Here is a 25580-nt window from a genome sequence, read left to right as displayed (position 1 = left end):
TGTCCGCGTACCCCTTTGTATGTCGTGAGGGGTACGCGTAGACGTGTCGTTCTGGCCGTACCGGGTCAGGCCACCTGCTCGTTCTCCTGGAGGGCGGCGAGGCGGTTGCGGAGCCGGTAGCTGGAGCCGTTGATCGTGATGACCTCGCAGTGGTGAAGGAGCCGGTCAAGGATGGCTGTTGCCAGTACCTCATCTCCGAACACCTGTCCCCATTCTCCGAAGCTCTTGTTCGAGGTGAGGATGATCGAGCCCTTCTCGTAGCGCTTCGAGATCAGCTGGAAGACCAGGTTGGCCTCGGCGCGGTCCAGGGGCTGGTAGCCGATCTCGTCCACGACCAAAACGTTCGGGCGGGTGTAGGTGCGCAGGGTGCCGGCGAGGCGGCCGATGGTGTCGGCGCTCTTGAGCTTGCGGACCATGTCGTCCAGCGTCGTGAAGTAGACGGAGAACCCGGCTCGGCAGGCGGCGACCGCGAGGGCGACTGCGATATGCGTCTTGCCCACCCCGGGTGGGCCGAGCAGGGCGGCGTTGCCCTTGTCCTCCACGAAGGACAGCGAGGCGAGGTCTTTGACCCGGCGGGGGTCGAGCTCAGGCTGGAAGGAAAAGTCGAAGTCGTCCAGCGTCTTGTGGTGCGGCAGCTTGGACAGCCGCAGCGCGCTGCGGAAGCGGCGCTCGTCGCGGTGGGCGGCCTCCTCGTCGAGGACCAGGTCGAGGAAGTCGAGGTAGCCCATGGAGGCTTCCTCGGCGCGGCGGGCGAAGGCGTCGAGCTGTTCGGGCAGGTGAGTCAGGCCGAGCCGCTGGGCGGTGGCACGGATGCGGGTGGTGACCAGTTCGTTCAACGGTCTTCCTCAACGGCTCGCAGACGGGCGGGAGATGGGGCGGGGTGGGCGTGGGCGAGTTGTTCGTAGAGTGAGAGCGGGCGGCGCTCGACCGCGACAGCCGCGGCAGCGTTGCGGGTCAGCAGCGCCTGCAAAGGGCCTGTGACCGGGGTGGGAGCGGAGCGGTGCAGGGGCACGACGGTGCCGCCCGCCGGCTCGGAGTCTTCGTGGCTGATGGTGACGGCGCGGGTGTGGCCGTCGGGCAGGCCGTCCCAGTGCGCCTCGTCAACGACGCGCTGGCGGGGACGGCAGGCGCGGGGGTGCTCGGCGAGGAGGTCGCGTTTGAGCCCGTCCGGGCCGACGGCGTGAAGGGTGACACTGTCTGCGGTGGCGCGGACCTCGACGAGCTGGCGGAAAGCGACCTTGCGGGCGGGCACCGAGTACAGGCTGCCGTTGAAGGAGACCAGGCAGTCCTTGCCGACGTGGCGCCACTCTCGGTGGGCGGGCAGGTAGTCGGTGGCCGGCAGCGGCTTGAGGGCGGCGTGGTCGCGGCGGGCGCGGAAGCCGATGATCTCGCCGTGGGTGGCGTGCACCCGGGCGCGGCGCAGCGGCACCCAGGCCAGGAACGCGGCGTCCAGTTCTTCGATCGAGGAGAAGGAGCGGCCGGCCAGCACGTGGTCGCGCACGATCCGCACTTGCCGCTCCACCCGGCCCTTGCCGGTGGGCCGGTAGGCGGCCAGCACGTCCGGTTCGAAGTCGTAGTGCCCGGCGAAGGCAACGGCCTCCGGATGCAGGGGGACTGCCTTGCCCGGCGCGACGTGGCGACGGACCACGGTCTTGGTGCGGTCGTAGACGATCGTCGCGGGCACCCCGCCGAAGTGCGCGAACGCGGCCCGGTGGCAGGCGAAGAAGGTCTCGATGTCCTGACTGGTGGTGAAGCAGCAGAACGGGTCGCGGGAGTACGACAAGGTCATGTGGAAGGAGTAGACCTTCTCGATGCCCATGTGGGCGAGGACCTTGCCCTCGTCGCCCCAGTCGACCTGAGCCTGGCTGCCTGGGATCACTTCGAAGCGGCGGTGCAGCCGTCGCATCTCGTCCACGGACATGCCCAGCTCGGCCGCGATCCGGGGGCGGGCCTCCTGCAAGTACAGCTTGACGCGCTGGTAGCTGCCGGTGAAGCCGTACTCGGCCACCAGCCGCTCGTGCACCACCGTGCCTTTGATCAGCAGCTCGGCCCGGAGCATCGCATCGATGACCGCAGCGAACTGACGGACCATCTGAGCCTTCTGACGTACCGGCCGCGCGGCCGCCTTCGGCGGCCCGTCCTCCACACCGTCGGCCAGGTACTTCTTCACCGTCCGCCAGTCCAGACCGGTCTCCCGGGCGATCTCCGCCAGTGTCGCCCCGGCCTCCAGCAGACCACGCCACCGACGCAACTCCAGCCAGCGTTCCGCATCCAGAACCATCCGGCACCCCGCAGCACAACCGACGCCATCAACGCCGCCGAGCCTGGCCGAGACACCTCACTGACGCGACCGACACGTGCACACAGACCTACACATCTACCCGTACGCACTCATGCACATCTCGTCGTACCGCGACAGCAGGTCCCTCGCCGGCCGCCTGCGCGAGGACAGATGATCAAGGACGCTCCAGACATGCGGGCGCCAGCCCGCGATCACCGAGTACCGCCAGCCGCAGGCGGCCGCCACTTCCCTGGCCGCCGCGAACTTCAGCGCGTCCTCTTCCTTGATCAGCTCCATCGGCCGGACGTCCAGCAGCCACATCCCGCCGTCGATCACCGCCAGGAAGTCCGGGATATGCCATGCCTGTCCGCCCGTATGCTCGAAGTCCAGCCGGAACGGCTGCGACAGCACCTCCGATGCCTTCAAGAAGTCCAGCGCGACGAGCAAGCGCAGCTCCTCCAGCGACTCGAAGCCGTGCATCCTGCCTGTTGAGGCCATCACCTCCAGGCCGGGGCGATGCCGCTGTTTCGCCCGCCAGGTGAACCCCCGCATCGGCCGTGATGACAGCACCGGCACGTGTGCCATGTCGCGGATCGGCCAGCAGACTTCGCCGACACCCACTCGCCATGACGAACTCCACCGACGAGGCCAGTCGTTATCGAGCCGTAGCCGATCCCGCTGGGTGACATCCCCGTCATACTCCATGGCCAACTGGTCAAGGTGACTTGACTCCGACGGGATCACTGCCCTCGTTGCGTCGCCCATCTATCCACGGCAGCATCCTCTGCTCAGCGATTGCGGCCTTTCTCTGAAATTGATCACAAGATGGCACCGGGAGTCGAAAATTTGCAAAGTGATGTACTCATCCCCTTCGCTTGGTGTCTCACGCAATGATGTAAAGCGGTGTCAGGGTGTGCCCCTGCAGTCATCGCACAGGGCCTTGATCCAGGTGCCGTGTTGGTCGCCGTGGAAGCGGATGCGGCCCGGCTTGCCGCAGGTCTCGCAGGTCTTCTCCGCTTCGACCTCTGCCGCTTCAGCGAGGCGGCCGGCGGTGTCGGCCCAGGTGCCGTCGAACTCGCCGTCGCTGTCGAACCGGTCCGCGACGTAGATCCTCAACCCGCCGAGCCTCGGCGTGAGTTCTTCGAGGCGATAGTCCGGGGCCAGGGCAAGGAGTTGATCGTGCAGCCGCATCAGCAGAGGGCGCCAGCCGGGTCCGACCGTAGACAGACAGTCGGGAATCTGCTGATCGAAGGCAGTGCTGCGGGACGATGCTGCGGTCATGAGCAACAGGGTCTCGCGCACCACTGACAATCAGGGTTCGCCGATAGAACCGCAGGTGACGGCCGAGGCCGCCCCGTGAACTCTGTCCGGGGGTGCCGTGCCCTTGCTGTCGTCGGTGAGGGTGTCACTCCGACTCGACGACTGCTGCCGGCATCGAGGGCCCTCCATAGCAAGTTGATGTGTTCAGAGCTAGGTGAACTTGTCGTAGGGGGCAGGCGGGGTGGTCAACGTCGAGGGCAACCGGGCGAGTGAATTTCCCGCAGCGCGTTGCTCGGCTCTCTTTGAGAGAGCGTCATTGTGCGTTGTCCTTCTGCTCGACGGCGTCGAGCACGCGTCCGCGGATCTTGCGCTGCTCGATCTTGAGGCGGGACAGGCGGAGCTCGCCGATCGCGGTGGTCCTGGCGAGTCTGCGGGTCTCCCAGAACTGGGCCATCCATTCCGGATGAGTGACCTCCCAGAGATAGATAGCGAGGTTCTCCCTGAGGAGTTTGGTGAGCTTCCTGCCGTCGAGGATGCGTTCGCGGACGTCGATGTTCTGGCGGGGGCCGAGGTATTGGACGGCGGTGAGGAGATCCTCGGTGTCCAGATGGTCCGGCGGGAGTTCTCCGGCCTCCTGCAGGGCATCTGCGAGCTCGCGGACCTGCTGGGGTGCGGGGAGGTCTGTGGCGGAGTGGAGGGCGAGCATCGCGGCGACCGAGTCGGTGTTGGTGGGGCGCATGACGCGGCCTTCGAAGCGGACCCGTTGCCGCCATTCGACGGCTTCGATCTGACGCTGCTGTCCCGTGAGCTCGGCGACGTTCTCGTCCGCCAGGGCGGCGGCTCCGGCGGGAGTGCCGGGGCGGGTGTTGCCGTGGTAGTGCGTCCACGAAGGGCTGCCCGCGCCCCAGGACAGGGCCCTGGTGGTGATCATGGTCTGCCAGAGGCGGCCGACGAGCAGGGCGTCGTCGCGTGGATCGCTGTCGCCGCGTTCGGGAGACATGCCGTGCATGCCACCGCCCGGTCGCAGTCCGGGGGCGGATGAGGGCTGGTCGGGCTTGGTGCGCGGATCGCGGAGGTTGGCCTTGGCCAGGGCGGCCAGGCCGCAGCCGGTGGGGTAGCGCTTGCCGCGGATGCGGTGGGCGAAGGCGAGGGTGTCGACCGTTCGCTTCAGGAGGGAGTCGGGATACCTCGGTGACCATGGCGGCCACGCGGAGGTCGGTGGTGAGGATGCCGTGGCCGATGACAAGCTGTTTGCCGTGCAGGGCGTTGATCATGCGGCTGGCGGGGCGGGGACCCTCGATCAGTTCCTGGCCGGTGACCCGCAGTTCCTCGCCGTTCCACTCGGCGTGGACGAGCCCGGCTCGGCCGATCACCCAGCCTTCCGGCGGTGCGGGTGCGACCCCGCGGCCGTGGGCGCGGGAACCACGTTCGAAGTCGACGTCGCAGAAGGTCAGCGTCACTGGACGTGGTGATTGCCCTTGCCTGTGTTCTCGGCGTCGCCGTGATGCTTTCCCCATGAGGGTGGCCCTCCATCCAGCTGGCGTGACGTAATGCGGTCGCATCGTGACATCTGGCACTGACAGTGAATGCTGAGCTGGGGGAACGCGGAGGGGCCTTGGCGTTTTCCCCGCCAAGGCCCCCGTACCGGTAGAAACTAGCGTCGTGGACGACGCCGGTGCGGCGGCCGGAGCACGATCGCCAAGCCGCTCAGCGGCGGGACATCAACGACGTGGCGGATGTTGGCACTGCGGCCGGGGATGACGATGCGCACGTCCTGGCCGTCGGCGATGGCCCTCCTGATGCGTCGGGCGGAACCATCGGGAACCCGCATGATCCGCAGAGCCCAGCCGTCCCTCGGCAGCGAGCCGGTGGCCAGACGGGCCCGGACCCGCTTGACGGTCATCGCGCAGTAGATCCAGCCCAGTAGTCCGAGGCAGGACAACGCGATGGAGGTCGTGACGAAGTCTGCCGGGCCCTCTGCAGTCTTGCTCAGGTGGGTGAGCCAGGATGCGAGAACTACGATCCCCAGCAGCATCCAAGGCCAGGGGCGGCGGCGCTGCGACGATCGCCCCAGCAATCCGGGGCTGCGGTAGTGCCCGGAAACCGTGACACCTCGGTGATGGTCTGCCGGCTGATTTCCGGCCTGGGCGTGCCGACTGCCGGGGACCTGGGATTCCGAGGGCGTTTCGGCGCGGGAGTCGTCGGCTCGGCCCGAGGGCGACGCCGACGTGGAGACGGTGGGCCGGTTGATGGCCCGCAGCGTCCAGGTGCCGCGCAGCGCGATCCAGATCGCGAAAAACAGTTTCAGCAGCTTGCCTGGCCGCTCCTCCAGCAGTGCGAGCCACTCTGCCTCGTAACGGTCGGTGGCCTCGGAGTTTCCGAGCATGCGCGCGGCGCCGCGCAGAATGCGGCGCGCGAGCCAGGGGGAGACCTCGGTGCACTCGCCGACAATCATGCCGAGGGCGGTGGGGACAAGCAGCTGGGTTAAGACGTCGCTCACCAGGCGCCCGCCCATCGCGTCAGGAAACCGAAGGCGAGCTTGGGGCGAGGCTGGGCCGGAGCCCGGGTCGGCAGCTGGCCGCGGCGCTCGATCACGACGCTGCGTGCCTCCTCGGCCCCGGTCGGGGTCAGGAAGTAGAACCGGCGGCGGGGCCGGCCTTCCTCGGGGTGCTCCGTCTCCCAGTGACTGTCGAGCCAACCCGCCTGCTCAAGCCGGGCCAGGATCGGATAGATGGAGCCGGTCGGTTTGCCGGCTGCTTTGGCGACCGCGAAGCCATGGAGCTCTTCGCCGGACACCAGGAACGCTTCGAGAACGTCGAGCGTGGCCGACGTGATGCGAAATGGAGTCCTCACAACTCCTAACTCTATATATGCGTCGGAAGCCGCAAGGCGGAACGCGGGAGTCCTCAAGTGGAGGTTCAGGGAAGGGAGTTGGGCAGCGCGCGCAGTCGTCCTTGTACTTGTTCGTCGTCATTGCGGTCATTGTGTCGACCCGCGCCCTGGGCCGGACAGCCCGAGAGCGGGTCTCAGCATCGGGCGGGCGACGCCGTCCGCGTCACTCCGGCTCGATGGCTGCTTCTGGCAGCGGAGACCGGGCGGTGTTGTGCAGCACCGGCTCGGCTGTGGGTGTGGCGGTCAGCGTGATGATCCCGCCCCACTGGACGGGGTAGGACTCGAGTTCTTGTCGGGTGGCGGGCGTGGTGCCGACGGTGCTTGCCTGCTCACCGGCTTGGTCGAAGGCCTCGACGCTGTCGTAGTGCCTGACATTGGTGACTCGGGCGAGCCGGGCGCCGTCTCGGCTGGTGAAGAGGAAGTGGTAGGGCTCGCCGCAGGTCACGTGGCGCCAAGGCCGGGCTGGCAGGTGCATGGTGATTGGCTGACCATCGCCAAGGCGGGCGAAGAGGTCTGGGGCGATGGGGAATTCATGCGCCGGGGTGTCGATGCGGGAGCGTGCGGCGCTCACGGTCTGGCGTCGCCGCTGGTGCTCGCGCTGCATGTCGCGGTGCTGCTTGGCGTCGGCGAGGAGACGTTCGAGGTCGGCGATGTAGGCGTCCTCGCGCGCATCTCGTGCTTCGGCCTGTTCCCGCTGCGAGCGGTCCCAGGCTTTGCGCCGGGCGTTCTGCTCCTCGTCGGTGAGGTCGTGGTGGAGGTCGTCCAGGGCCCGGCTGGCGGGCAGGTCGGTCGCAGGGGTGCCGCGGTGTCCTGCGGCCAGGCGCTTCGTGCTCTGCTTCAAGGTGTGCTGCATCGCGGCGGTTCCCACGACCATGGCGATGTTCCACCAGCGGGCCATGGCCCGGTCCAACGTGGGGCCGTGCTCGGCGGTCGTCATCTCCTGCCATGCCCGGACGCGCTCGGTCGGCGCGAGCGCATCAAGGATGCCCAACACCGTGCGGGGGACGTCTGCGATCTTGGTCAGGGTGGGGAGATCGTCGAGTTGATGCGGGCTCCAGCAGGACAGGAACACATCGTCGCCGGCGCGCGGGTCCGGCTTGGTCCAGGGGACGAACGCCGACTCGACCTCCTCGATCGCGAGGCGGGCCCGTTGGGTGACGATGAGCCCGGCTGTCTCGACGCACCAAGCGGTCACCGCCAACGCGTCGGCGTCGCGCGCGTCCAGTTCGCGGGCCTTGTCGAGCGAGGCGGCGTACTTCTCGGCGTGGTCGGGCAGCTCTGCGGCCATCAGGGCCAGTAGCCGGTCGGGGCTGCGTTCTGCGCGGCCGGGAATGGGGACCTCGGTGCGGTCCCGTCGGAGCTCGGGCTCCTCGCCGTCCCGGGCGAACAGGGCGTCCGTGAGGGCGTCACGGGCAGCGGTGTAACCGGTGCCGGTTCCGGTCAGGCCGTCGGCTGCCGCCGTCCAGTGGCCGTGTTCGTCCTGCTCGATGGTCGCGACGTAGACGCCCACGATGTCACTCCATTCGGTCCGGCAGACGAACGAGCCTATCCCTCGGGCAGCCGTGCGGCGTCCCTGTCCCCGATCCCCGGCGTCCAGGCCGCGGTCAACGAGGGGCGGGCGGTTCAGACTGCGGCGGAGCGGGCGCCGGGCCCTGTCACGATGGACGGCATGACGGGTGACGAGGGTGTGCTGGAGCAGGCCGTGGCGGAGCTGCGGACGGCGGAAGCGGCGGTGATCGAGGCCCGCCGGAAGGTCACTGCGACGATCATCGCCCAGCGCCGGGCCGGCATGCCGGTGCCGGAGATTGCCGAGCGGACCGGGAGGACACTGATCGACATACGAAACGTGCTGAACGTCGCCGGCCTGACCTAGCGGTCCGACTTCTCGGTGCTGCGAGCGTTGTGCAGGCGCCGGTCCAGCTCGGCGTCGACGATGTCGTCGGTGTCGATGAGGAAGCCGGGCGTGAGGAACTCTTCGACGCTCTGCCCGCGCCGGGCGGCGATCTCCTGGCGCAAGGCGTCCTTGGACTTCCCGTCCTCGGCCCGTTCGGCGGCAGCCTCCCGGACGTAGGTGTCGAGAGGGACGCCGCACTGGGCGGCTTGCTCAGCGACGGTCGCGTACTCGTCCGCGGAGAAGGTCACCGTGACCGTGGTGTCGGAGGAACTCATGGCCTCCATGGTTCTCCCGTCGGCGCCTCTTTGTCGAAAACCCGGCCCCTTCGGCCCCTTCGTCCCTTGTCTCTCAAACCAGCAGGCCCGTGACCATGTGGTCGCCCGGTCCGGGCCCGCCGTGAAGCGCGCCGGGGTCAGGGGCGGCCGAGAGCGCGGACGTTCCAACCAGCCTCGCGCCAGGTGTCGGCGTTGAGGGTGCCGCGGCCGTCGATGACGCGCGGGGTGGCGGTGCGGGTGGCGAGGCGGTGCGGGTCGATGTGGGAGAACTGCGGCCACTCGGTCAGGTGCAGCAGCAGGTCGGCGTCCTGGACGGCGGCGATCGGGTCGTCGACGTAGTCGAGCTCTGGGTGCGTCTTGCGGGCGTTGTCCAGGGCCTGGGGGTCGGTGACGGTGACCATGGCGCCGAGCTCGTGGAGCTTCTGGGCGACGGCGAGGGCGGGTGAGTCGCGGATGTCGTCGGTGTTCGGCTTGAAGGCGGCGCCCCAGACGGTGATGCGCTTGCCGGCGAGGTTGCCGTCGAGCTGTTCGCGGGCGAGGTCGACCATGCGTTCGCGGCGGCGGTTGTTGATGGCGTCGACCTCGCGGAGGATCGTCAGGGCCTGGTCGACGCCGAGTTCGCCGGCGCGGGCCATGAAACCGCGGATGTCCTTGGGCAGGCAGCCGCCGCCGAAGCCGAGGCCGGGCCGCATGCCGCGGCGGCCGATGCGGGCGTCGTGGCCGAGGATGTCGGCGAGCTGGCCGACGTCGGCGCCGGAGGCTTCGCAGATTTCGGCGATGGCGTTGATGAAGGAGATCTTCGTGGCGAGGAAGGCGTTCGCGGATGCCTTGGCGAGCTCGGCGGTGGCCCAGTCGGTGACGATCGTCGGCGTCCCCGCTTCGATGATCTTCTCGAAGCACTGTCGCAGCATCGCCTCGGCCCAGGAGTGCTCGGTCTCGAAGCCGAGGACGAGCCGGTCGGGGCGGAGGGTGTCCTCGATGGCGAACGACTCGCGCAGGAACTCGGGGTTCCAGGCGACCTCGACGCGGTCGCCGGCCGGGGCGTATTCGTGGAGGAGGTCGCGGACGCGGGGTGCGGTGCCGACCGGGACGGTCGACTTCACCGCGATGACGGCCGGGTTCTTGATGCGGGGTGCGAGCTGGCGGACGGCGGAGAAGAGGTGGGTGAGGTCGTAGGCGTTCTCGCCGGGCTGCTGCGGGGTGCCGACGCCGATGAAGTGCAGGTCGGCGAAGGCGGCGGCCTCAGCGTAGGAGGCGGTGAAACGCAGGCGGCCCGTCGCGGTGTGGCGGGCGAGCATGTCGTCGAGGTCGCGTTCGTGGAAGGGGGCTTTGCCGGAGTTGAGGACGTGGACCTTGTCCATGTCGCTGTCCATGCCGAGGACTTCGTGGCCGAGTTCGGCCATGCAGGCCGCGTGGGTGGCGCCGAGGTAGCCGCAGCCGACGACGGTGAGTTTCATGGGCGGGGTTCCTTTGCGAGGTGGGGGCCGCCCGGCGGCCCCCACCTCTTTCCCGCCCGGGAAGGGCGGGGTGCTCAGGCGGGCCGGGCGGCCAGGTAGCGGTCGATGCCGTAGCGGATGAACGGCGGGATCGTGAGGATGTCGAGGTGTTCGGGGGCGAAGAACTGGAGCTTGACGCCCTCTGCGAGGGGCAGCTGCGCCTCGTCGCCGTCCCAGGAGGCGGCGAAGAAGGTGATCAGCTGGCCGGAGCCGTGCTCGTCGCGGATCTCGAACAGCTCGGTGAGGTCGTCGACGACGAGGCCGGCTTCTTCGTCGAGCTCGCGGACGATCGCCTGGCGGGGGTCCTCGCCGGGGTCGCAGCCGCCTCCCAGAACGCTCCAGTGATCCGGCCAGGCGATCTTGCCGGGCAGGTTGTCACGCAGGTGGAGGAGGAGTTCGCCGCGGCGGTTGGCGATGATCGCGACCGCTCCGCGGGCGGTGGCCGGGCTCTCGGCAGTGGTGTCCTGGTGCATCCGGACACCGTAGTGAGGTGAGGGAACGTCATGCGGCAGCCCTCACGCTCTGGTTGCAAAACCAGGCGGCCGCCATGAGGGCCTGCATCCGGGTGCGGTCGAACCGGCCGCCCGGCTTGAGTCCGCCCTCCAGCAGCGGCCGCATCGCGGTCGGCGCGTCCGCGAGGGCGGTGTGGATCTGGGCGTCCGCCCAGGCCGCGAGCTGGCCGTTCAGCCAGGTGGGGACCGGGGAGGCGAAGCCGAGCTTGTCCCGGCTGCCCCAGACCTCCCGAGGCAGGCCCAGGGCCCGCGCGGCGTCGCGGAGGATCCGTTTGCCCTCGGCAGGGTGGTCGATCTTGTGGTCGGCGGGCAGCCGGTAGGACAGTTCGACCAGGTCGCGGGCCAGGTAGGGGGACCGTCGTTCGAGGGCGTAGGCGGAGGCGAGCTTGTCGCTCGTCATCACCAGCGGCCGCCAGGCCGTCGCCAGGTCGGCGAGGGTCAGCGCGCGGGCGAGGTCCCCGCCCGCCTTGTCCATCGCGGTGGCAATGTGGTCGCGGATGCGGCCGTCGGGGTCGGGGCCGCGCAGGACGAGCCGGGTGACCGCGTCAGCGGGGGCGAGTTCTTCGCCGGCGGTGTGCAGGAGCTTGGCGGCCAGCGGCCGGTAGGCGTCCATCCCCGCGGCCAGGACGGCGTCCGGGCCGAACAGGACCATGGAGTGACGGACGTAGCCCATGAGGAACTCGTCCGGGCCGAGCCCGCCGATGGCGACCTTGAGCCCGAGGTCGGCGATCTTCCGGTAGGCCATGTACTCGGAGAAGGTGGACGCGTTGCCCATCGGGTAGTCCAGCGCGGACATCATGTGCGGCAGGACCTTGGTGAAGTCGATCGGGTCCGGCTCGACCACAATGAGCTCGGCGCCGATATCGGCCGCGATCCTCGTGGCGATCACGGACTCGTCGAGACGGTCCTGGCCGGGGTAGCGGACGGTGACACAGACCGGCGGCCGCAGCAGGTAGGCCAGCACCGACGAGTCCAGCCCGCCGGAGAGTAAGAGGGCGAAGTCGCAGCCGGGGGCCCGCAGCGGGACCTGCTCGGCCAGGACGACGGAGAACTTCGCCAGGGCCTCGGCATAGGTGCCCTCGAAGGGCTGCCAGTCGGCCAGGTTCCAGTAGGTGTGCTGGTCGAGCGACCCCGTGGCGATGTCGAAGGTCAGCAAGGTCGCGGGCGCCAGCAGCTGGATGCCCTGGAACGGGGTGTCGACGCCGACCGGCGTCTCGATGGCGAGGACCTCGGGCCGCAGGACCAGCGGCGCCGGGCCGTAGCCGGTCAGGGTGGTGACCTCGGAGGCGAAGGCGAGCCGGCCGCCGTCCAGGCGCCAGTAGAGCGGCTTCTCCCCGAGCCGGTCCCGCGCGAGGAACAGCTTTCCGGCCCGCGGGTCATAGACCGCCAGGGCGAACATGCCGTCCAGTCCGTCCAGGCAGGACCGGCCGAGCTTGGCCCAGGCCCGCAGCACGAAGTGCGCGTCCGTGTCCTGCGGACCGAGCGGGATGCCCCAGGCGGCGGCCTGCTGACGGTAGTTGTAGATCTCGCCGTTGAAGGCCAGCAGCACCCCGGTATCGCGGTCGAGGTAGGGGCCGGGCATGGCCTGCGGGTCGACGATCAGCAGCGTGTTCATGGCCAGCACCGCCCGGCCATCGTGAGAGGCGGCGTGCATGGTGCCGTCCGGGCCGCGGTGAGCCTGCGTGGCACCCATGGCGCCGACCGTGTGCTCGTGCCGGGCAGCGTCGGCTCCGGCCAGTCCTGCGATTCCGCACATATCTGGTTCACCCCCGAGTGTGGTGGTGCCTTGGCGGCGGCCGCCGCCGGGGGCCTTCCTCCCAGCCCGGCGGCGGCCTGGGCTCTCATCACAGCCGCCCGCGAAGATCGCCGGGAGGGCTCGCAGGGGGGCTCACAACTCGCAAACGCGGTTCGCGGCCCACCGGGGAGGAATATCGTCAATGACCCAACACGCGGAACATGTACGACTCTTCGTCCCCAGTCGAGTACGGATCTCGTGCTCCACCAAGTACAGACATACGTACTCAACTACTTGTTCGAGTCGCGCATGCTCCCCTCCGCCGGCCAAGGGAGAGTCGTGGCATCGACCACCCGCCGGACCCGTCCGCCCAACGCGGACCTGGCCCGGCTCATCGAAGCCAGCGGCGCGAGCCACAAGTCTCTGGCTCTGCGCGTCAACCAGCTCGCCCATGCCGCCGGGATAGAGACCGACTATTCACACACGTCCGTGGCGAACTGGTGCAAGCGGGGGATGACGCCGAAATGGCCGGTCCCGAAGCTGTTGGCGCAGGCCATCGGCGAGAGGCTCGGCCGTCCCGTCAACCTCGGTGAGATCGGTATGGGCGAGGCGGAGACAATCGACGCGGATGTGGGGTTGGATTTCCCGCGAGACCCCGCCGACGCCGTCCGCGTCGCCACCACGTTCTGGAGCTCCGTGAACCGCCGCGACTTTCTGGCCGGATCCGGCTTCGCCGCCTCCGCCTTCACCACCCCCGTCACCAGATGGCTCGTCACCCCCGCCGACGAGACCGCCGACCACAAGGGCGGCGGCCAGGTCGGGCGGGCCGACCTCGACGAACTGCGTGAGGCCGCCGACGAAGCGAGGCGGTGGGACTCGAAATACGGCGGCGGGAACTGGAAGGCGAACTCCGTCACCGACTGCCTCGACCACCGCGCGGGCCCGCTGCTGCAGGGCTCCTTCTCCGACGAGATCGGCCGCGAACTCTTCAGCGTGACCGCCGAGTTGTCGCGTCTGGCAGGGTGGACGGCCTTCGACGTCGGCCAGCACGATGCCGCCCAGCGGCACTTCATCCAGGCCCTCCGCCTCGCCCGCGCCGGCGGGGACGTGCAGCTGGGCTGCTATGTGCTGACCACGATGGCGATGCAGACGCTGATGCGCGGGTTCGCGTCCGAGGCGGTGGACATGGCCCAGGGCGCCTTCAACCGCGCGAAGGGCCAGGCCGTTCCCAGGGTGCTGGCGTTCACCAAGCTCATCGAGGCCCGAGCCCATGCCCGCGAGAACGACCCGCGTGCCGCCTCGAAGGCCCTGAAGATGTCCGAGGACCTGCTGGACCAGGCCAAGGACGACAGCGGCGACGAGCCCGCGTGGATCGACTTCTATCACCACGCCCGCCTCTCCGCGGACGCCGCCGAGATCTTCCGCGACCTGAAGAACCCGAAGATGGCCCTCGCATGGAACCAGCAGGCCGCCGCCATGCCGACCGGCGTGTTCACCCGCTCCGTCGGCATGCGGCTCGCCATCGTCGGGACCGCCCACCTCCAGGCCCGCGACCTCGACCACGGCCTCGAGCTCGGCAACCGCAGCGTCGACATCCTCGCCCGCGTCCAGTCCAGCCGGGCCAAGGACTACGTGGCCGAGTTCAACGCCGCCCTCGCCCCCTGGCGGCGCGAGCCGGCCGTCCGGGACTTCGTCCAACGGACCCGCAAGGAACTCGGCGTCGCCGCCTGAGCACGACTTCGACCTGCGGCATAACCCGCAAGGCAGTGCCGGTCGCCGTGGGCGGCCGGCAGCGGAGCCAGGCAGCCCGGGGTAGACCGGGAGCCTGCTCTTCCGGATCTCATACGGAGCGGCAACATAGACCTTGACCTCCGTGCCAGACTCCCGGTTCGTGGCCAGCCCGTGCATCGCGTCGATGTAGGCGGCCCGCTGTTCAGCCGTGGCGTAGCTGGTCACCGGGGCGACAGAACCACTGCCCGTCGTCACGCCCTCCGTAGTACCCGCCACCCGGCGCTCTCTCCCGGCACGTCACCAGTGGCCGTGCTGCCGCCCGCGCCATCTCCGCCCGGGGACCGGGGCCTACCACTGAACGTCCGCAGCCGCGAACATCCTCCGCCGTACACCAGCGGGTACGAGGCCGCGTGCTCAACTCGCCGCGACCGGCTCTCCGGCTGCGCACCTGCTCTGGCTACACAGCGTTACAGGACCAAGATGTGCCAACTAGCGTGCTCCATGTGCCAACTAAAAGGCTCGGTCACAACACAGGCGGGCGATCGAATGCGGCGGATTGCATAAACGTGCAGGGAAACGTATAGTCATGCCGTCCAGGAGGAGGATGTCATGGCGGTACGTGCGGCAGTGGCCGGAGCGAGTGGATACGCGGGCGGTGAGCTGCTGCGTCTGCTGCTGGCGCACCCCGAGGTCGAGATCGGTGCCCTGACCGCGAACTCCAACGCCGGCCAGCGCCTCGGCGCGCTCCAGCCGCATCTGCTGCCGCTGGCCGACCGGGTGCTCCAGGAGACCACGGCGGACGTCCTCGCCGGACACGAGGTCGTCTTTCTCGCGTTGCCGCACGGCCAGTCCGCGGCCGTCGCCGAGCAACTCGGCCCGGATGTACTGGTGGTCGACATGGGGGCCGACTTCCGGCTGAAGGACCCGGGGGACTGGGAGAAGTTCTACGGCTCCGCGCACGCCGGGACCTGGCCGTACGGCCTCCCCGAACTGCCGGGTGCCCGCGCTGCGCTGGAGGGGTCCAAGCGCATCGCGGTGCCCGGTTGCTACCCGACCGCCGTCTCGCTGGCGCTCTTCCCGGCGTACACGGCCGGCCTCGCCGCGACCGAGGCCGTGATCGTCGCCGCGTCCGGCACCTCCGGGGCGGGCAAGGCGCCCAAGCCGCATCTGCTGGGCAGCGAGGTCATGGGGTCCATGTCGCCGTACGGCGTGGGCGGCGGCCACCGGCACACCCCCGAGATGATCCAGAACCTCAGCGCGGCCGCCGGCGAACCGGTCGCCGTCTCGTTCACGCCGACCCTTGCTCCCATGCCGCGCGGCATCCTCGCCACGTGCAGCGCGCAGGCGAAACCCGGCGTCACCGGGGACGCCCTGCGCGCCGCCTACGAGAAGGCCTTCGCCGACGAGCCCTTCGTCCATCTGCTGCCCGAGGGCCGGTGGCCCGCCACGGCGTCCGTCCACGGTTCCAACGCCGTTCAGGTGCAGGTCGCGTACGACGAGGCGGTGGGCCGCATCATCGCGATCAGCGCGATCGACAACCTGACCAAGGGCACCGCGGGCGGTGCCGTCCAGAGCATGAACCTCGCCCTCGGGCTCGACGAGACCACCGGGCTTTCCACGATCGGAGTCGCACCGTGAGTGTCACGGCAGCAAAGGGATTCACGGCGGCGGGCATCGCCGCCGGGATCAAGGAGAACGGCAACCCGGACCTGGCCCTCGTGGTCAACAACGGGCCCCGCCTCGCCGCCGCGGGCGTCTTCACCTCCAACCGCGTCAAGGCCGCGCCGGTGCTGTGGTCCGAGCAGGTGCTGAAGGGCGGGCTGGTCTCCGCCGTCGTGCTCAACTCCGGCGGCGCCAACGCCTGTACGGGGCCGAAGGGCTTCCAGGACACGCACGCGACCGCCGAGAAGGCCGCCGGCACGCTGGGGCTGAACGCCGCCGAGGTCGCGGTCGCCTCCACCGGCCTCATCGGAGTCCTGCTCCCGATGGACAAGCTGCTGCCCGGCGTCGAGACCGCGGCCGGAGCCCTGAGCGAGCACGGCGGCGAGAAGGCCGCCATCGCCATCAAGACCACCGACACCGTCCACAAGACGTCCGTCGTGACCAAGGACGGCTGGACCGTCGGCGGCATGGCCAAGGGCGCGGGCATGCTCGCCCCCGGCCTGGCCACCATGCTCGTCGTCCTCACCACCGACGCCGACCTCGGCGCCGACGTCCTGGACCGGGCTCTGCGGGCCGCCACGCGTACGACCTTCGACCGCGTCGACTCCGACGGCTGCATGTCCACCAACGACACCGTGCTGCTCCTCGCGTCCGGCGCCTCCGGGACCACCCCCGCGTTCGAGGAGTTCGCCGAGGCGGTACGGACCGTCTGCGACGACCTCGGCCAGCAGCTCATCCGGGACGCCGAGGGCGCCAGCAAGGACATCAAGGTCGAGGTGATCAACGCCGCGACCGAGGACGACGCCGTGGAGGTGGGCCGCTCCATCGCCCGCAACAACCTCCTCAAGTGCGCGCTCCACGGCGAGGACCCCAACTGGGGCCGCGTGCTCTCCGCCATCGGCACCACCGCGGCCGCCTTCGAACCCGACCGGCTGAACGTCGCCATCAACGGTGTCTGGGTGTGCAAGAACGGCGGTGTCGGCGAGGACCGCGACAAGGTCGACATGCGCTACCGCGAGGTGCACATTGTGGCGGACCTCGCGGCAGGCAATGAGTCTGCGACGATCTGGACCAACGACCTCACGGCCGACTATGTCCACGAGAACAGCGCCTACTCCTCTTGACGTGCCCGCTTGGTTGTCGCGGGTCCTCGTCGTCGCCGACGAGGGTTCCTGTTTCACAGGCGGCCGCTCGCCCTCGGACGAGTCCGGGGCAAGTCTTACGCCGCCTCCACAGGCCAACACCGCCCGCCCGGCGGCTGATCCAAGATTCTTCCGAAAGTCGGCTATGACGGTCAATCACTCAGAAGAGCGAAAGTCTTCGACCCGTAAGCACACCGCGCTACCCAAGGCCCAGATCCTCATCGAGGCGCTGCCCTGGCTCGTCCGGCACAACGGCAAGACCGTCGTCATCAAGTTCGGCGGCAACGCCATGGTCGACGAGGAGCTGAAGGCCGCCTTCGCGCAGGACGTCGTGTTCCTGCACCATGCCGGCCTCAGACCGGTCGTCGTGCACGGCGGCGGCCCGCAGATCAGCGCCGCCCTCGACAAGCACGGCATCGTCAGCGAGTTCAAGGCGGGCCTTCGGGTCACCACCGAGGACGCCATGGACGTCGTACGCATGGTGCTGGCCGGGCAGGTGCAGCGGGAGCTGGTCGGGCTGCTCAACCAGCACGGGCCGCTCGCCGTCGGCCTGACCGGCGAGGACGCGCACACCATCACCGCCACCAAGCACCAGCCCCAGATCGACGGCGAGCTGGTCGACATCGGGCGGGTGGGCGAGATCACCGAGATCGACACGGGCGCGATCGAGGCGCTGCTCGCCGACGGCCGCATCCCGGTCGTCTCGTCGATCGCCCGTTCCCAGGATGACGGACATGTCTACAACGTCAATGCCGATACGGCGGCTGCGGCACTCGCTGCCGCGCTGGGCGCCGAAACGCTCATGGTCCTCACCGACGTCGAGGGCCTCTACGAGGACTGGCCGAACAGCGACGAGGTGATCAGCCGCCTCACCGCTTCCCAACTGGAGAAACTGCTGCCGGAGTTGTCCTCCGGCATGGTGCCGAAGATGGAGGGCTGTCTGCACGCCGTGCGAGGCGGCGTCACCACCGCCCGGGTCATCGACGGCCGTGTCCAGCACTCGATCCTGCTGGAGATCTTCACCGACGAGGGCATCGGCACCATGGTCGTGCCCGACGAGCAAGAGGGGGATGCCGTATGACCGCCAATCAGGACCTGACCGCGCGGTGGCAGGGCGCGCTCATGAACAACTACGGCACCCCGCGGCTTCCCCTGGTGCGCGGGGAGGGCGCCAAACTGTGGGACGCCGACGGCAAGGAGTACATCGACTTCGTCGGCGGCATCGCGGTCAACGCGCTCGGCCACGCCCACCCGGCGATCGTCGAGGCCGTGAGCCGGCAGATCGCCTCACTGGGCCATGTGTCGAACCTGTTCGTCGCCGAACCGCCGGTCGCGCTCGCCGAACGGCTGCTCCAGCTCTTCGGGCGGGACGGCAGGGTCTTCTTCTGCAACTCCGGGGCCGAGGCCGTCGAGGGTGCGTTCAAGATCGGGCGGCTGACCGGGCGGACGCACATGGTCGCCACCGACGGCGGTTTCCACGGCCGCACCATGGGCGCCCTCGCGCTCACCGGGCAGCCCGGCAAGCAGGCCCCCTTCCTGCCGCTGCCCGGTGACGTGACCCACGTCCCGTACGGCGACGCGCAGGCGCTGGCCGCCGCGGTCACCGAGGAGACGGCCCTCGTCGTCATCGAGCCGATCCAGGGCGAGAACGGGGTCGTGGTGCCGCCGACGGGCTATCTGAAGGCGGCGCGGGCGATCACGGCCGCCACGGGCAGCCTGCTGGTGCTGGACGAGGTGCAGACCGGCATCGGGCGTACCGGGCACTGGTTCGAGTACATGGCGCACGAGGGCGTCCTGCCGGACGTCGTCACGCTCGCCAAGGGCCTCGGCGGCGGGTTGCCGCTGGGCGCGACCGTGGCCTTCGGGCGGGCGGCCGAACTGCTCCAGCCCGGGCACCACGGCACCACCTTCGGCGGCAACCCCGTCGCCTGCGCGGCCGGACTCGCCGTGCTCGACACCATCGCGAACGACGGGCTGCTGGACAACGTCAAGCGGCAGAGCGAGAGCTTGCGCGAGGGAATCGAGTCACTGGACCACTCGTTGATCTCCCATGTCAGGGGCGCGGGGCTGCTGCTGGGTATCGTGCTCACCGAGCCGCTTGCGCCGCAGGTGCAGCACGCGGCCCAGGTCGCCGGTTTCCTGGTGAACGCGCCCGCCCCCGATGTCGTACGACTGATGCCGCCCCTCAATCTGGGCGACGACGCGGTGGACGCCTTCCTCCGGGCGCTGCCAGGGGTCCTGGACGCGGTGGACGAAGGGGACGGACGATCCGGAGAATGAGACGACGACGATGAGTCATGCGCAGGATCACGAGCAGCACAACGGGCCTGCCGTGCCGCAGACCCGCACCGCACGTCACCGCCGGATCGTGGACATCCTCAACCGGCAGCCCGTGCGGTCGCAGAGCCAGTTGGCGAAGCTGCTCGCCGACGACGGGCTGACCGTCACCCAGGCGACGCTCTCCCGCGACCTGGACGAGCTGAACGCCGTCAAGATCCGCAACACCGACGGCGACCTGATCTACGCGGTGCCGAGTGAGGGGGGTTTCCGGACCCCCCGTGCCCCGCTGGGGGAGTCGGCGAAGGAGGAGCGGATGCGGCGCCTCTCCGCTGAGCTGCTGATCTCCGCGGAGGCGTCGGCAAACCTCGTGGTCCTGCGTACCCCGCCCGGTGCCGCACAGTTCCTCGCCTCGGCGATCGACCAGGCCGAGCTGCACGACATCCTGGGGACCATCGCAGGGGACGACACGTTGCTGCTGATCAGCCGGAATCCGACGGGCGGGCAGGCGCTCGCGGACCATTTGCTGCGGTTGGCGCAGAACGGCCATTGAGGTGGGTGGGGCGGTGTTCCGCCGAGTGCGTGGGGGCCGGTGGCCGGTCGCGCAGGGCGCCGGCGTCACTCGCGGCTGTTGAGGCGGGCGGCCTGGCGCGTCAGGTGGTCGACTTCGGCGAGGCTCGGGGCCCTTTGGGCTGCCTCGGCGTAAAGACGTGCCGCCGTGTCCAGGTCGCCGTCGCGCTCGTGGAGGTAGGCGGCGACCGCGGTGTGGCGGGGCAGTGATTCGTCCAGTTCCGAGAGCGCCGCGAGCCCGGCGCGCGGTCCGTCGGCCTCGCCCACGGCGACCGCGCGGTTGAGCCGGACGACCGGGCTGTCGGTCAGGCGCGTCAGCTCGTCGTACCACTCGACGATCTGTACCCAGTCGGTCTCCTCGGCGCGGGGCGCATCCGCGTGGAGGGCGGCGATGGCGGCCTGGGCCTGGAACTCGCCCAGCCGGTCGCGGGCGAGGGCGGTCTGGAGGATCTCGACACCCTCGGCGATCGACCTGGTGTCCCACCGGCTCCTGTCCTGCTCGGCGAGCGGCACCAGGCTGCCGTCGGGCGTGGTCCGGGCGGGGCGCCGGGCGTGGTGGAGCAGCATGAGGGCGAGCAGCCCCGCCACCTCGGGGTGGTCGATCGCCGCCGCGAGCCGGCGGGTGAGCCGGATGGCCTCGGCGGCGAGGTCGACGTCACCGGAGTAGCCCTCGTTGAAGACCAGGTACAGCACGCGCAGCACGGTGGCGACATCGCCGGGCTGGTCGAACCGCAAGGTGGAGACGGTGCGTTTGGCCCGGCTGATGCGCTGCGCCATGGTCGCCTCGGGCACCAGGTAGGCCTGGGCGATCTGCCGGGTGGTCAGTCCGCCGACGGCGCGCAGCGTGAGCGCGACGGCGGACGACGGCGTCAGCGAGGGGTGGGCGCACAGGAAGTAGAGCTGCAGGGTGTCGTCCACGGCGGGCGCGGGCCCGGGCGGCGGCTCTTCTTCTACGAGGTCCTCCCGCCGGCGGCGGGCGGCGTCCGCGCGGGTCGCGTCGAGGAACTTGCGCCAGGCCACGGTGACCAGCCAGCCCTTCGCGTCCCGCGGGGGGTCGGCCGGCCACACGCGGACCGCCTCGACGAGCGCGTCCTGCACGGCGTCCTCGGCCGCCGCGAAGTCTGCTCCGCGGCGGACGAGGATCCCGAGCACGCTCGGCGTGAGGCTCCTCAGCAGGGCCTCGTTCATCAATGGCACTCGGTGACGGTGGGCGACGGGGCCAGGAACGGGCGCAGCTCCAGCCACTCGTGGATCGGCTTCCCGCCCGCCCCGGGGGCGGCCGACAGCTCCCCGGCCAGCTCGACGGCGCGCTCGTAGCTGTCGACGTCGATCACCATCCAGCCGGCGATCAGGTCCTTCGTCTCGGCGAACGGGCCGTCGGTGACCGGCGGGCGCCCCTCACCGTCGTACCGGACCCACGTCCCCTCCGGGGCGAGCGCCTGACCGTCGACGAATTCGCCGGTCCCCTCCAGCCGGTCCGCGAAGTCCTTCATGTACTGCACGTGCGCCGAGATCTCCTCCGGCGCCCACTGGTCCATGGGCACGTCGTTGACCGCAGCCGGCGCACCGCGGTAGTGCTTGAGCAGCAGGTACTTGGCCATGACGGTTCTCCTCGGTGTCTTGCGACCCATTGTGGTCGCGTTCACTGCAGGGACGGAGCCCACGATGGATTCTCGACATCACCGAGCAACTTTTTTCCACACGGTCCCCCGGACCAACAAATCAGCCCCCATGACGCACGCCCCGTCTGGGGCGGCACCCACTTGGCATGCGCCTTCGCCCTGCGCACACCCGTCAGGCTGCGGGCAGTCGTGTCGCCTGTGCCGAGGCTGATACCGCGGCCAGGCGCATCCGCGCAGCTCGGGCATCTGCGCGGCCAGGGACGAGACTCACTCCGTAGACGACCGGGTACACGCGCCCAGCTGCGTCCACCCGCCAGACGGCCGGGCACGGGGCCTGCCGAGCTGCGGGTGCCGGGGCGGTCTGGGGCGGCCTCCACCTGGCAGACGGGCGGGCCAGGGTCCGCCCAGCTGCGGGCACCGGTGCAGCCGAGGGCGGCGCCCACCCGGGCAGGGGGCCACGCCCTGCGCCCGCCCAGCTGCGGGCAGTCGTGCCGCCTGGGGCGGCACGGGTGGGCGCAGGCGGCATCCCGTCAGCGCCGGGCTGCGCGCCCCCCCCGCCCGAGCCGCCGCGCCGGGCAGCGTACCCACTCGGCCCAGCCGCCGCGCCGGGCAGCGCACCCACCCCGCTCCCAGTCATCGCGGACAGTCACCGCACCCGCCCCGCCGCCGCGACCGGTCAACCCAGTCGTGCCGCCAACCCCCCGGTGCACCGCACCTCGTCGCCTGCCGTCACGAGCAGCGCCTCGACGTCGGGGAGGGACTCCAGCCACCGCAACCCCGCCCGCGAACCCATCGCGAACGCGGCGGTGGCCCAGCAGTCCGCCCACGTCAGGGAAGGCCCGACGACGGTCACCGCCACCAGATCGGTCACGGCGGAGCGCCCGGTGCGTGGATCGACGATGTGGGCGCCGCGCTCGGCCGTCCCGGACGTGGCGACGGCCAGCTCCTCCACCCCGGCAGCCGACACGACCGCCGCAAGCCCGCCCGGCCGCAAGGGATCCGCCACCCCGACCCGCCACGGCCGATGCGGCCCCGGGATGCCGAGCATCTGGACGTCACCCCCGCCGTTCACGCTCACCCCGCTGACCCCGACCGCCGCCAGCGACCGGGCCGCCCGTTCGACGGCCCACCCCTTGACGATCCCGGTCGGATCGAGCCGCCCCTCGTACGACGTGCTGAACCAGCCCTCGCTCGTCCGCTCCGCCTCCGCGGCCAGCTCCAGCACCTCGGCGACCTCCGGATCGCAGTCACCGACGCTCAGCTCACCGCGTGCCAGCCGCGACACCTGGCTGTCCTCCCGGTAGGTGCTGAACACCTCATTGACCCGGTGCAGCCCGGCGACCGCCTCCTCCAGCGCCGCCTTGACCGCACCGGGATCCCCGCCGCGGACGTCGAAGGAGAAGACGGTCCCCATGACCTCCTCCACACGACGTACCGCGGCGGGAGCTGCTGCCGATCCGGCGGGCTCGGTCACCGCCTCAGACACCGGCCTGATCCAGCGCCGACTGCAGGGACTCCTTGTACCCGGCGCTGGTGTAGGTCGCCCCGGACACCGCGTCGATGTCCGCGCTGCCCGCGGCCACCGTCTCCTGGTTGAGCTTGGGCACCGCGTCGTTGGAGACCGTGGTGCTCCGCCCACCACTGGGCGCCTGCACCGCCGCGGCCTGGACGATCTCGCCGTCGCGCATCGTGATCCGGACCTGCACCGGCCCGTACTCCGTCTGCACGACCTCGCCGGTGACGGTCCCGGTCCCGTTGGTGACACCGCCGCCCGCGTCCTGCCCGGCACCGGCACCGGCATCGGCACCGGCATCAGCAGGGGCGCTGGGGCTGGGGGCGGCACCCGCGTCCGCCTCCGCCCCGCTCCCCGCCTCCGCGCCGCCTCCCGCGGGCTCGACCTTGTCGAGCGCCGACTGCAGCGACTGCTTGTACCCGGCGCTGGTGTAGGTCGCCCCGGACACCGCGTCGATGTCCGCGGTGCCGGCCGCCACGGCGGCCTGGTTGAGCTTGGGCACCGCGTTGCTGGTGACCTGCGTGCTCTGGCCGCCGGTCGGCGTCTGCACCGCCTCGGCCTTGGTGATCTTCCCGCCGTCCACCGTGATCTGGACCTGCACGGGCCCGTACTGCGTATCCGCCACGTCCCCGGTGACGGTCTGGGCCTGCGCGGCGCCGCCCCCCGCACCGCCTTCGGCCGAGCCGCCGCCCTGCGCCGCGGCCTTGTCGAGCGCCGACTGCAGCGACTGCTTGTAGCCGGTGCTGGTGTAGGTCGCCCCGGAGACCGCGTCGATGTCGGCGCTCCCGGCGGCCACCGCGGCCTGGTTGAGCTTGGGGATCGCGTTGTCGTTGATCTGGGTGCTCTGGCCGCCGGTCGGGTTCTGTACCGCCTCGGCCTTGGTGATCTTCCCGCCGCTCACGGTCAGCCGGACCTGCACGGGCCCGTACTGCGTGTCGGCCGCATCACCGGTGAACGTTCCGGTGCCGATCGCCTGGGCGCCGCCCTGGGCGGACTCCTGTGCGCCGATCGACTGGCCCGGCGCCACGCCGCCCACCGCCTCGGACCCGGAATCCGAGCCCGGTTTCAGCGACAGCAACAGCACGATCCCGGACACGGTTGCGGCGCCGGCAAGCACGACACGCCGAAGGGGATGGGTCTTCCTCATCGCTCCTGAGCTCCTGATTCCCGAAGATTCCCGAAGGTCCTGAAGACCCCGAAGGTCCTGAAGACCCTGAAGGTCCTGAAGACCCTGAAGGGCCTGAAGATCCTGAAGGTGTTGAAGACCCTGAGGTCCTGAAGTTTCCCGTCGTCACATCTCGAACGACTCGTGATGGATACGGCGGGCGGGCACCCCCGCGCCGCGCAGCGCCTCGTACACGCCCTGCGCGAAGCCGGGGGGCCCGCACATGAACACGTCGTGCTCGTCGATGTCCGGCAGCTTCTGGCGCAACCGATCCGCCGAGATGTCCGGGCGTTCCCCGTCCGGGGAGTTGACGGCGTACATCAGCCGGGCGCCCCGCTCGTCGGCGATGGCGGCCAGCTCGTCCCACAGCGCCAGGTCCTGGGTGCTGTTGGCCCGGTACAGCAGGGTGATGTCACCGGCGGCGCCCGGCAGTGTCTCGAACAGCGCCCGCATCGGTGTGATGCCGACCCCGCCGGCCACCAGCAGCACCTTGCCGCGGCTGCGGCGTTGGGCGGTCATGGCGCCGTACGGGCCCTCGGCCCACACACGCGTGCCGGGCATCAGCTCCCGCAGCCGGGCGCTGTGGTCGCCGATCGCCTTCACGGTGATCCGCAGCATGTCCGGCCGCGGCGCCGCCGACAGCGAGTAGGGGTGCGAGCTGAACCGCATGCCCGGTGCCAGGAACCGCCAGCGGAAGAACTGGCCCGCCTCCGCGCCCATCCGGTGCAGCTTCCGGCCGCTGATCAGCACGGACACGATCCCGGGCGCCTCCTCGATGACCGCCTCGACCCGCAGACGGTGGCGCATGTTCAGCCGGATCGGGGTGAGGATGCGGTACCAGACCACCAGGGCCGTCACCGCACCGTACAGCCCGTACCAGAAGGTCTTCGCGAGGGGCTCCACGGCGAACTCGTTGCCGGTGGTGAGCTGGTGCCAGAAGGACAGGTACACCGCCGCGTACGTCAGCAGGTGGACGTGGTACCAGGTGTCGTACGGAATCCTGCGACGGACCGGGCCGATCGAGATCAGCCCGATGAAGAACAGCAGACCGGTGCCGATGGCGGCCTTGCCCATGTCCGGCAGTACGCTGATGGAGCCGATCGTCTGCTGGACGATGAAGCCCAAACCCTTTCCGGCCTGGAGGGCATAGCCCCACATGATCAGGAAGACATGGGCCAGCGTCAGCGAGAGCGTGTAGCGGCCGCTCATCGCGTGCCAGCGCGTCACCCGGTCGGAGCCCACCCGGCGCTCCAGCGCGGGCACCCGCGCCATCTGCAGCACCACGAGCGCCATGAGATAGCCGGCGAGCAGACCGGTGATCCGGCCCGCGGCGATGACCCTGCCGGTGGTGTCGCTGATGGACGGGGTGTTGGACCACCACAGCCACAGCACACCGGCCGCGCCGGCCCAGACGGCGACCAACAGCAGGGTCGCCGGGGAGCGGCGCGGACGGATGCGGCGCATCGTCTGGCGTCGGGCGGCGCGGCCGCCTGCGAGCGTGGTGGTCACGGTTCCTCCGGGGCGGGCAAGGGGGGTGGTGTGATCCCTTGGCC

At 70.2% G+C, this 25580-nt stretch carries 25 protein-coding genes; 8 read left to right on the top strand and 17 right to left on the bottom strand.

The window, feature by feature from the left end:
* Positions 1 to 65: 65 nt before the first annotated feature.
* From istB to GFH49_RS37235, 5 genes are all read right to left on the bottom strand, one after another.
* Positions 66 to 836: an IS21-like element helper ATPase IstB gene (istB, locus tag GFH49_RS37255; protein WP_155055342.1), complete on the bottom strand. Its 771-nt coding sequence runs from the start codon at positions 834 to 836 to the stop codon at positions 66 to 68.
* Positions 833 to 2281, bottom strand: coding sequence for an IS21 family transposase (istA, locus tag GFH49_RS37250; RefSeq protein WP_155055341.1), 1449 nt, complete (start codon positions 2279 to 2281; stop codon positions 833 to 835). Before istA ends, istB begins: the two co-directional genes overlap by 4 nt.
* Positions 2282 to 2377: 96 nt before the next feature.
* Positions 2378 to 2866 (bottom strand): hypothetical protein, encoded by a 489-nt coding sequence (locus GFH49_RS37245; protein WP_230396712.1) that lies wholly within the window; start codon positions 2864 to 2866, stop codon positions 2378 to 2380.
* Between the two features lie 321 nt (positions 2867 to 3187).
* Positions 3188 to 3562 (bottom strand): TraR/DksA family transcriptional regulator, encoded by a 375-nt coding sequence (locus GFH49_RS37240; RefSeq protein WP_155060480.1) that lies wholly within the window; start codon positions 3560 to 3562, stop codon positions 3188 to 3190.
* Between the two features lie 292 nt (positions 3563 to 3854).
* On the bottom strand, positions 3855 to 4787 hold the full coding sequence (locus tag GFH49_RS37235; RefSeq protein WP_155060479.1) for a hypothetical protein: 933 nt from the start codon (positions 4785 to 4787) through the stop codon (positions 3855 to 3857).
* Here GFH49_RS37235 and GFH49_RS37230 point away from each other — a divergent pair.
* Positions 4774 to 5013: a hypothetical protein gene (locus GFH49_RS37230; protein WP_155060478.1), complete on the top strand. Its 240-nt coding sequence runs from the start codon at positions 4774 to 4776 to the stop codon at positions 5011 to 5013. The two genes, GFH49_RS37235 and GFH49_RS37230, sit on opposite strands and share 14 nt — an antisense overlap.
* A 182-nt stretch (positions 5014 to 5195) precedes the next feature.
* On the opposite strand, the gene GFH49_RS37225 is transcribed toward GFH49_RS37230, so the two are convergent.
* The 3 genes from GFH49_RS37225 to GFH49_RS37215 form a co-directional block, all read right to left on the bottom strand.
* Complete coding sequence (locus GFH49_RS37225; RefSeq protein WP_155060477.1) at positions 5196 to 6056, bottom strand: hypothetical protein; 861 nt, start codon at positions 6054 to 6056, stop codon at positions 5196 to 5198.
* Positions 6038 to 6394, bottom strand: a complete 357-nt coding sequence (locus GFH49_RS37220; protein ID WP_196218261.1) for a PadR family transcriptional regulator — start codon at positions 6392 to 6394, stop codon at positions 6038 to 6040. The genes GFH49_RS37225 and GFH49_RS37220 overlap by 19 nt, the downstream gene beginning before the upstream one ends.
* Positions 6395 to 6596: 202 nt before the next feature.
* Complete coding sequence (locus tag GFH49_RS37215) at positions 6597 to 7943, bottom strand: hypothetical protein (protein WP_155060475.1); 1347 nt, start codon at positions 7941 to 7943, stop codon at positions 6597 to 6599.
* Positions 7944 to 8102: 159 nt separating this feature from the next.
* On the opposite strand from GFH49_RS37215, the gene GFH49_RS37210 reads away from it, so the two are divergent.
* The gene (locus tag GFH49_RS37210) at positions 8103 to 8306 is read left to right on the top strand and encodes a hypothetical protein (protein ID WP_155060474.1); all 204 of its coding nucleotides are present in this window, start codon (positions 8103 to 8105) and stop codon (positions 8304 to 8306) included.
* Here GFH49_RS37210 and GFH49_RS37205 read toward each other — a convergent pair.
* From GFH49_RS37205 to GFH49_RS37190, 4 genes are all read right to left on the bottom strand, one after another.
* Positions 8303 to 8602, bottom strand: a complete 300-nt coding sequence (locus tag GFH49_RS37205) for a hypothetical protein (protein WP_155060473.1) — start codon at positions 8600 to 8602, stop codon at positions 8303 to 8305. The genes GFH49_RS37210 and GFH49_RS37205 overlap by 4 nt on opposite strands.
* A gap of 137 nt (positions 8603 to 8739) precedes the next feature.
* Entirely contained in the window at positions 8740 to 10059 is a 1320-nt protein-coding gene (locus GFH49_RS37200; RefSeq protein WP_155060472.1) for a UDP-glucose dehydrogenase family protein, read from the bottom strand.
* Positions 10060 to 10133: 74 nt separating this feature from the next.
* Complete coding sequence (locus tag GFH49_RS37195; RefSeq protein WP_155060471.1) at positions 10134 to 10571, bottom strand: NUDIX domain-containing protein; 438 nt, start codon at positions 10569 to 10571, stop codon at positions 10134 to 10136.
* A gap of 28 nt (positions 10572 to 10599) precedes the next feature.
* Positions 10600 to 12366, bottom strand: a complete 1767-nt coding sequence (locus GFH49_RS37190; protein ID WP_155060470.1) for an asparagine synthetase B family protein — start codon at positions 12364 to 12366, stop codon at positions 10600 to 10602.
* A gap of 318 nt (positions 12367 to 12684) precedes the next feature.
* On the opposite strand from GFH49_RS37190, the gene GFH49_RS37185 reads away from it, so the two are divergent.
* From GFH49_RS37185 to GFH49_RS37160, 6 genes are all read left to right on the top strand, one after another.
* On the top strand, positions 12685 to 14076 hold the full coding sequence (locus GFH49_RS37185) for an NsdA family TPR-like regulatory protein (protein ID WP_196218260.1): 1392 nt from the start codon (positions 12685 to 12687) through the stop codon (positions 14074 to 14076).
* A 609-nt stretch (positions 14077 to 14685) separates the two neighbouring features.
* Entirely contained in the window at positions 14686 to 15714 is a 1029-nt protein-coding gene (argC, locus tag GFH49_RS37180) for an N-acetyl-gamma-glutamyl-phosphate reductase (RefSeq protein ID WP_155060469.1), read from the top strand.
* Positions 15711 to 16862 carry a bifunctional glutamate N-acetyltransferase/amino-acid acetyltransferase ArgJ gene (gene argJ / locus GFH49_RS37175; protein WP_155060468.1) on the top strand — a complete coding sequence of 384 codons (1152 nt, stop codon included), beginning with the start codon at positions 15711 to 15713 and terminating at the stop codon, positions 16860 to 16862. Before argC ends, argJ begins: the two co-directional genes overlap by 4 nt.
* A 163-nt stretch (positions 16863 to 17025) precedes the next feature.
* A complete protein-coding gene (gene argB, locus GFH49_RS37170) occupies positions 17026 to 17961 on the top strand; it encodes an acetylglutamate kinase (RefSeq protein ID WP_155060467.1) in 936 nt (311 codons plus the stop codon).
* A complete protein-coding gene (locus GFH49_RS37165) occupies positions 17958 to 19160 on the top strand; it encodes an acetylornithine transaminase (RefSeq protein ID WP_155060466.1) in 1203 nt (400 codons plus the stop codon). The genes argB and GFH49_RS37165 overlap by 4 nt, the downstream gene beginning before the upstream one ends.
* A 10-nt stretch (positions 19161 to 19170) precedes the next feature.
* Positions 19171 to 19710 (top strand): arginine repressor, encoded by a 540-nt coding sequence (locus GFH49_RS37160; RefSeq protein WP_155060465.1) that lies wholly within the window; start codon positions 19171 to 19173, stop codon positions 19708 to 19710.
* A 65-nt stretch (positions 19711 to 19775) separates the two neighbouring features.
* On the opposite strand, the gene GFH49_RS37155 is transcribed toward GFH49_RS37160, so the two are convergent.
* The 5 genes from GFH49_RS37155 to GFH49_RS37130 all read right to left on the bottom strand — a co-directional run bounded on the left by GFH49_RS37155 (position 19776) and on the right by GFH49_RS37130 (position 25536).
* The gene (locus GFH49_RS37155) at positions 19776 to 20915 is read right to left on the bottom strand and encodes an RNA polymerase sigma factor (protein WP_155060484.1); all 1140 of its coding nucleotides are present in this window, start codon (positions 20913 to 20915) and stop codon (positions 19776 to 19778) included.
* Entirely contained in the window at positions 20915 to 21328 is a 414-nt protein-coding gene (locus tag GFH49_RS37150; RefSeq protein WP_155060464.1) for a YciI family protein, read from the bottom strand. The genes GFH49_RS37155 and GFH49_RS37150 overlap by 1 nt, the downstream gene beginning before the upstream one ends.
* A 697-nt stretch (positions 21329 to 22025) precedes the next feature.
* Positions 22026 to 22763, bottom strand: a complete 738-nt coding sequence (locus tag GFH49_RS37145) for an FAD:protein FMN transferase (RefSeq protein WP_155060463.1) — start codon at positions 22761 to 22763, stop codon at positions 22026 to 22028.
* Between the two features lie 64 nt (positions 22764 to 22827).
* A complete protein-coding gene (locus tag GFH49_RS37140; RefSeq protein WP_155060462.1) occupies positions 22828 to 24009 on the bottom strand; it encodes an FMN-binding protein in 1182 nt (393 codons plus the stop codon).
* Positions 24010 to 24153: 144 nt separating this feature from the next.
* Positions 24154 to 25536, bottom strand: a complete 1383-nt coding sequence (locus GFH49_RS37130; RefSeq protein ID WP_196218259.1) for a ferredoxin reductase family protein — start codon at positions 25534 to 25536, stop codon at positions 24154 to 24156.
* Positions 25537 to 25580: the final 44 nt, after the last annotated feature.

Origin of the sequence: Streptomyces blattellae, from assembly GCF_009709555.1 — a bacterium.
Taxonomy (GTDB): domain Bacteria; phylum Actinomycetota; class Actinomycetes; order Streptomycetales; family Streptomycetaceae; genus Streptomyces; species Streptomyces blattellae.
Note: the sequence above shows the minus strand (reverse complement) of the source record. Positions and strands in the feature narration are given on the sequence as shown.

What these genes read in the sequence shown, in the direction of transcription:
- GFH49_RS37145 (WP_155060463.1), bottom strand. Translation starts at nt 22,763, where the DNA reads ATGGGGACCGTCTTCTCCTTCGACGTCCGCGGCGGGGATCCCGGTGCG.
- GFH49_RS37150 (WP_155060464.1), bottom strand. Translation starts at nt 21,328, where the DNA reads ATGGCCAAGTACCTGCTGCTCAAGCACTACCGCGGTGCGCCGGCTGCG.
- istA (WP_155055341.1), bottom strand. Translation starts at nt 2,281, where the DNA reads ATGGTTCTGGATGCGGAACGCTGGCTGGAGTTGCGTCGGTGGCGTGGT.
- GFH49_RS37225 (WP_155060477.1), bottom strand. Translation starts at nt 6,056, where the DNA reads ATGGGCGGGCGCCTGGTGAGCGACGTCTTAACCCAGCTGCTTGTCCCC.
- GFH49_RS37200 (WP_155060472.1), bottom strand. Translation starts at nt 10,059, where the DNA reads ATGAAACTCACCGTCGTCGGCTGCGGCTACCTCGGCGCCACCCACGCG.
- GFH49_RS37210 (WP_155060474.1), top strand. Translation starts at nt 8,103, where the DNA reads ATGACGGGTGACGAGGGTGTGCTGGAGCAGGCCGTGGCGGAGCTGCGG.
- GFH49_RS37195 (WP_155060471.1), bottom strand. Translation starts at nt 10,571, where the DNA reads ATGCACCAGGACACCACTGCCGAGAGCCCGGCCACCGCCCGCGGAGCG.
- GFH49_RS37160 (WP_155060465.1), top strand. Translation starts at nt 19,171, where the DNA reads ATGAGTCATGCGCAGGATCACGAGCAGCACAACGGGCCTGCCGTGCCG.
- GFH49_RS37240 (WP_155060480.1), bottom strand. Translation starts at nt 3,562, where the DNA reads ATGACCGCAGCATCGTCCCGCAGCACTGCCTTCGATCAGCAGATTCCC.
- GFH49_RS37190 (WP_155060470.1), bottom strand. Translation starts at nt 12,366, where the DNA reads ATGTGCGGAATCGCAGGACTGGCCGGAGCCGACGCTGCCCGGCACGAG.
- GFH49_RS37205 (WP_155060473.1), bottom strand. Translation starts at nt 8,602, where the DNA reads ATGAGTTCCTCCGACACCACGGTCACGGTGACCTTCTCCGCGGACGAG.
- argB (WP_155060467.1), top strand. Translation starts at nt 17,026, where the DNA reads ATGACGGTCAATCACTCAGAAGAGCGAAAGTCTTCGACCCGTAAGCAC.
- argC (WP_155060469.1), top strand. Translation starts at nt 14,686, where the DNA reads ATGGCGGTACGTGCGGCAGTGGCCGGAGCGAGTGGATACGCGGGCGGT.
- GFH49_RS37155 (WP_155060484.1), bottom strand. Translation starts at nt 20,915, where the DNA reads ATGAACGAGGCCCTGCTGAGGAGCCTCACGCCGAGCGTGCTCGGGATC.
- GFH49_RS37165 (WP_155060466.1), top strand. Translation starts at nt 17,958, where the DNA reads ATGACCGCCAATCAGGACCTGACCGCGCGGTGGCAGGGCGCGCTCATG.
- GFH49_RS37140 (WP_155060462.1), bottom strand. Translation starts at nt 24,009, where the DNA reads ATGAGGAAGACCCATCCCCTTCGGCGTGTCGTGCTTGCCGGCGCCGCA.
- GFH49_RS37245 (WP_230396712.1), bottom strand. Translation starts at nt 2,866, where the DNA reads ATGGCACACGTGCCGGTGCTGTCATCACGGCCGATGCGGGGGTTCACC.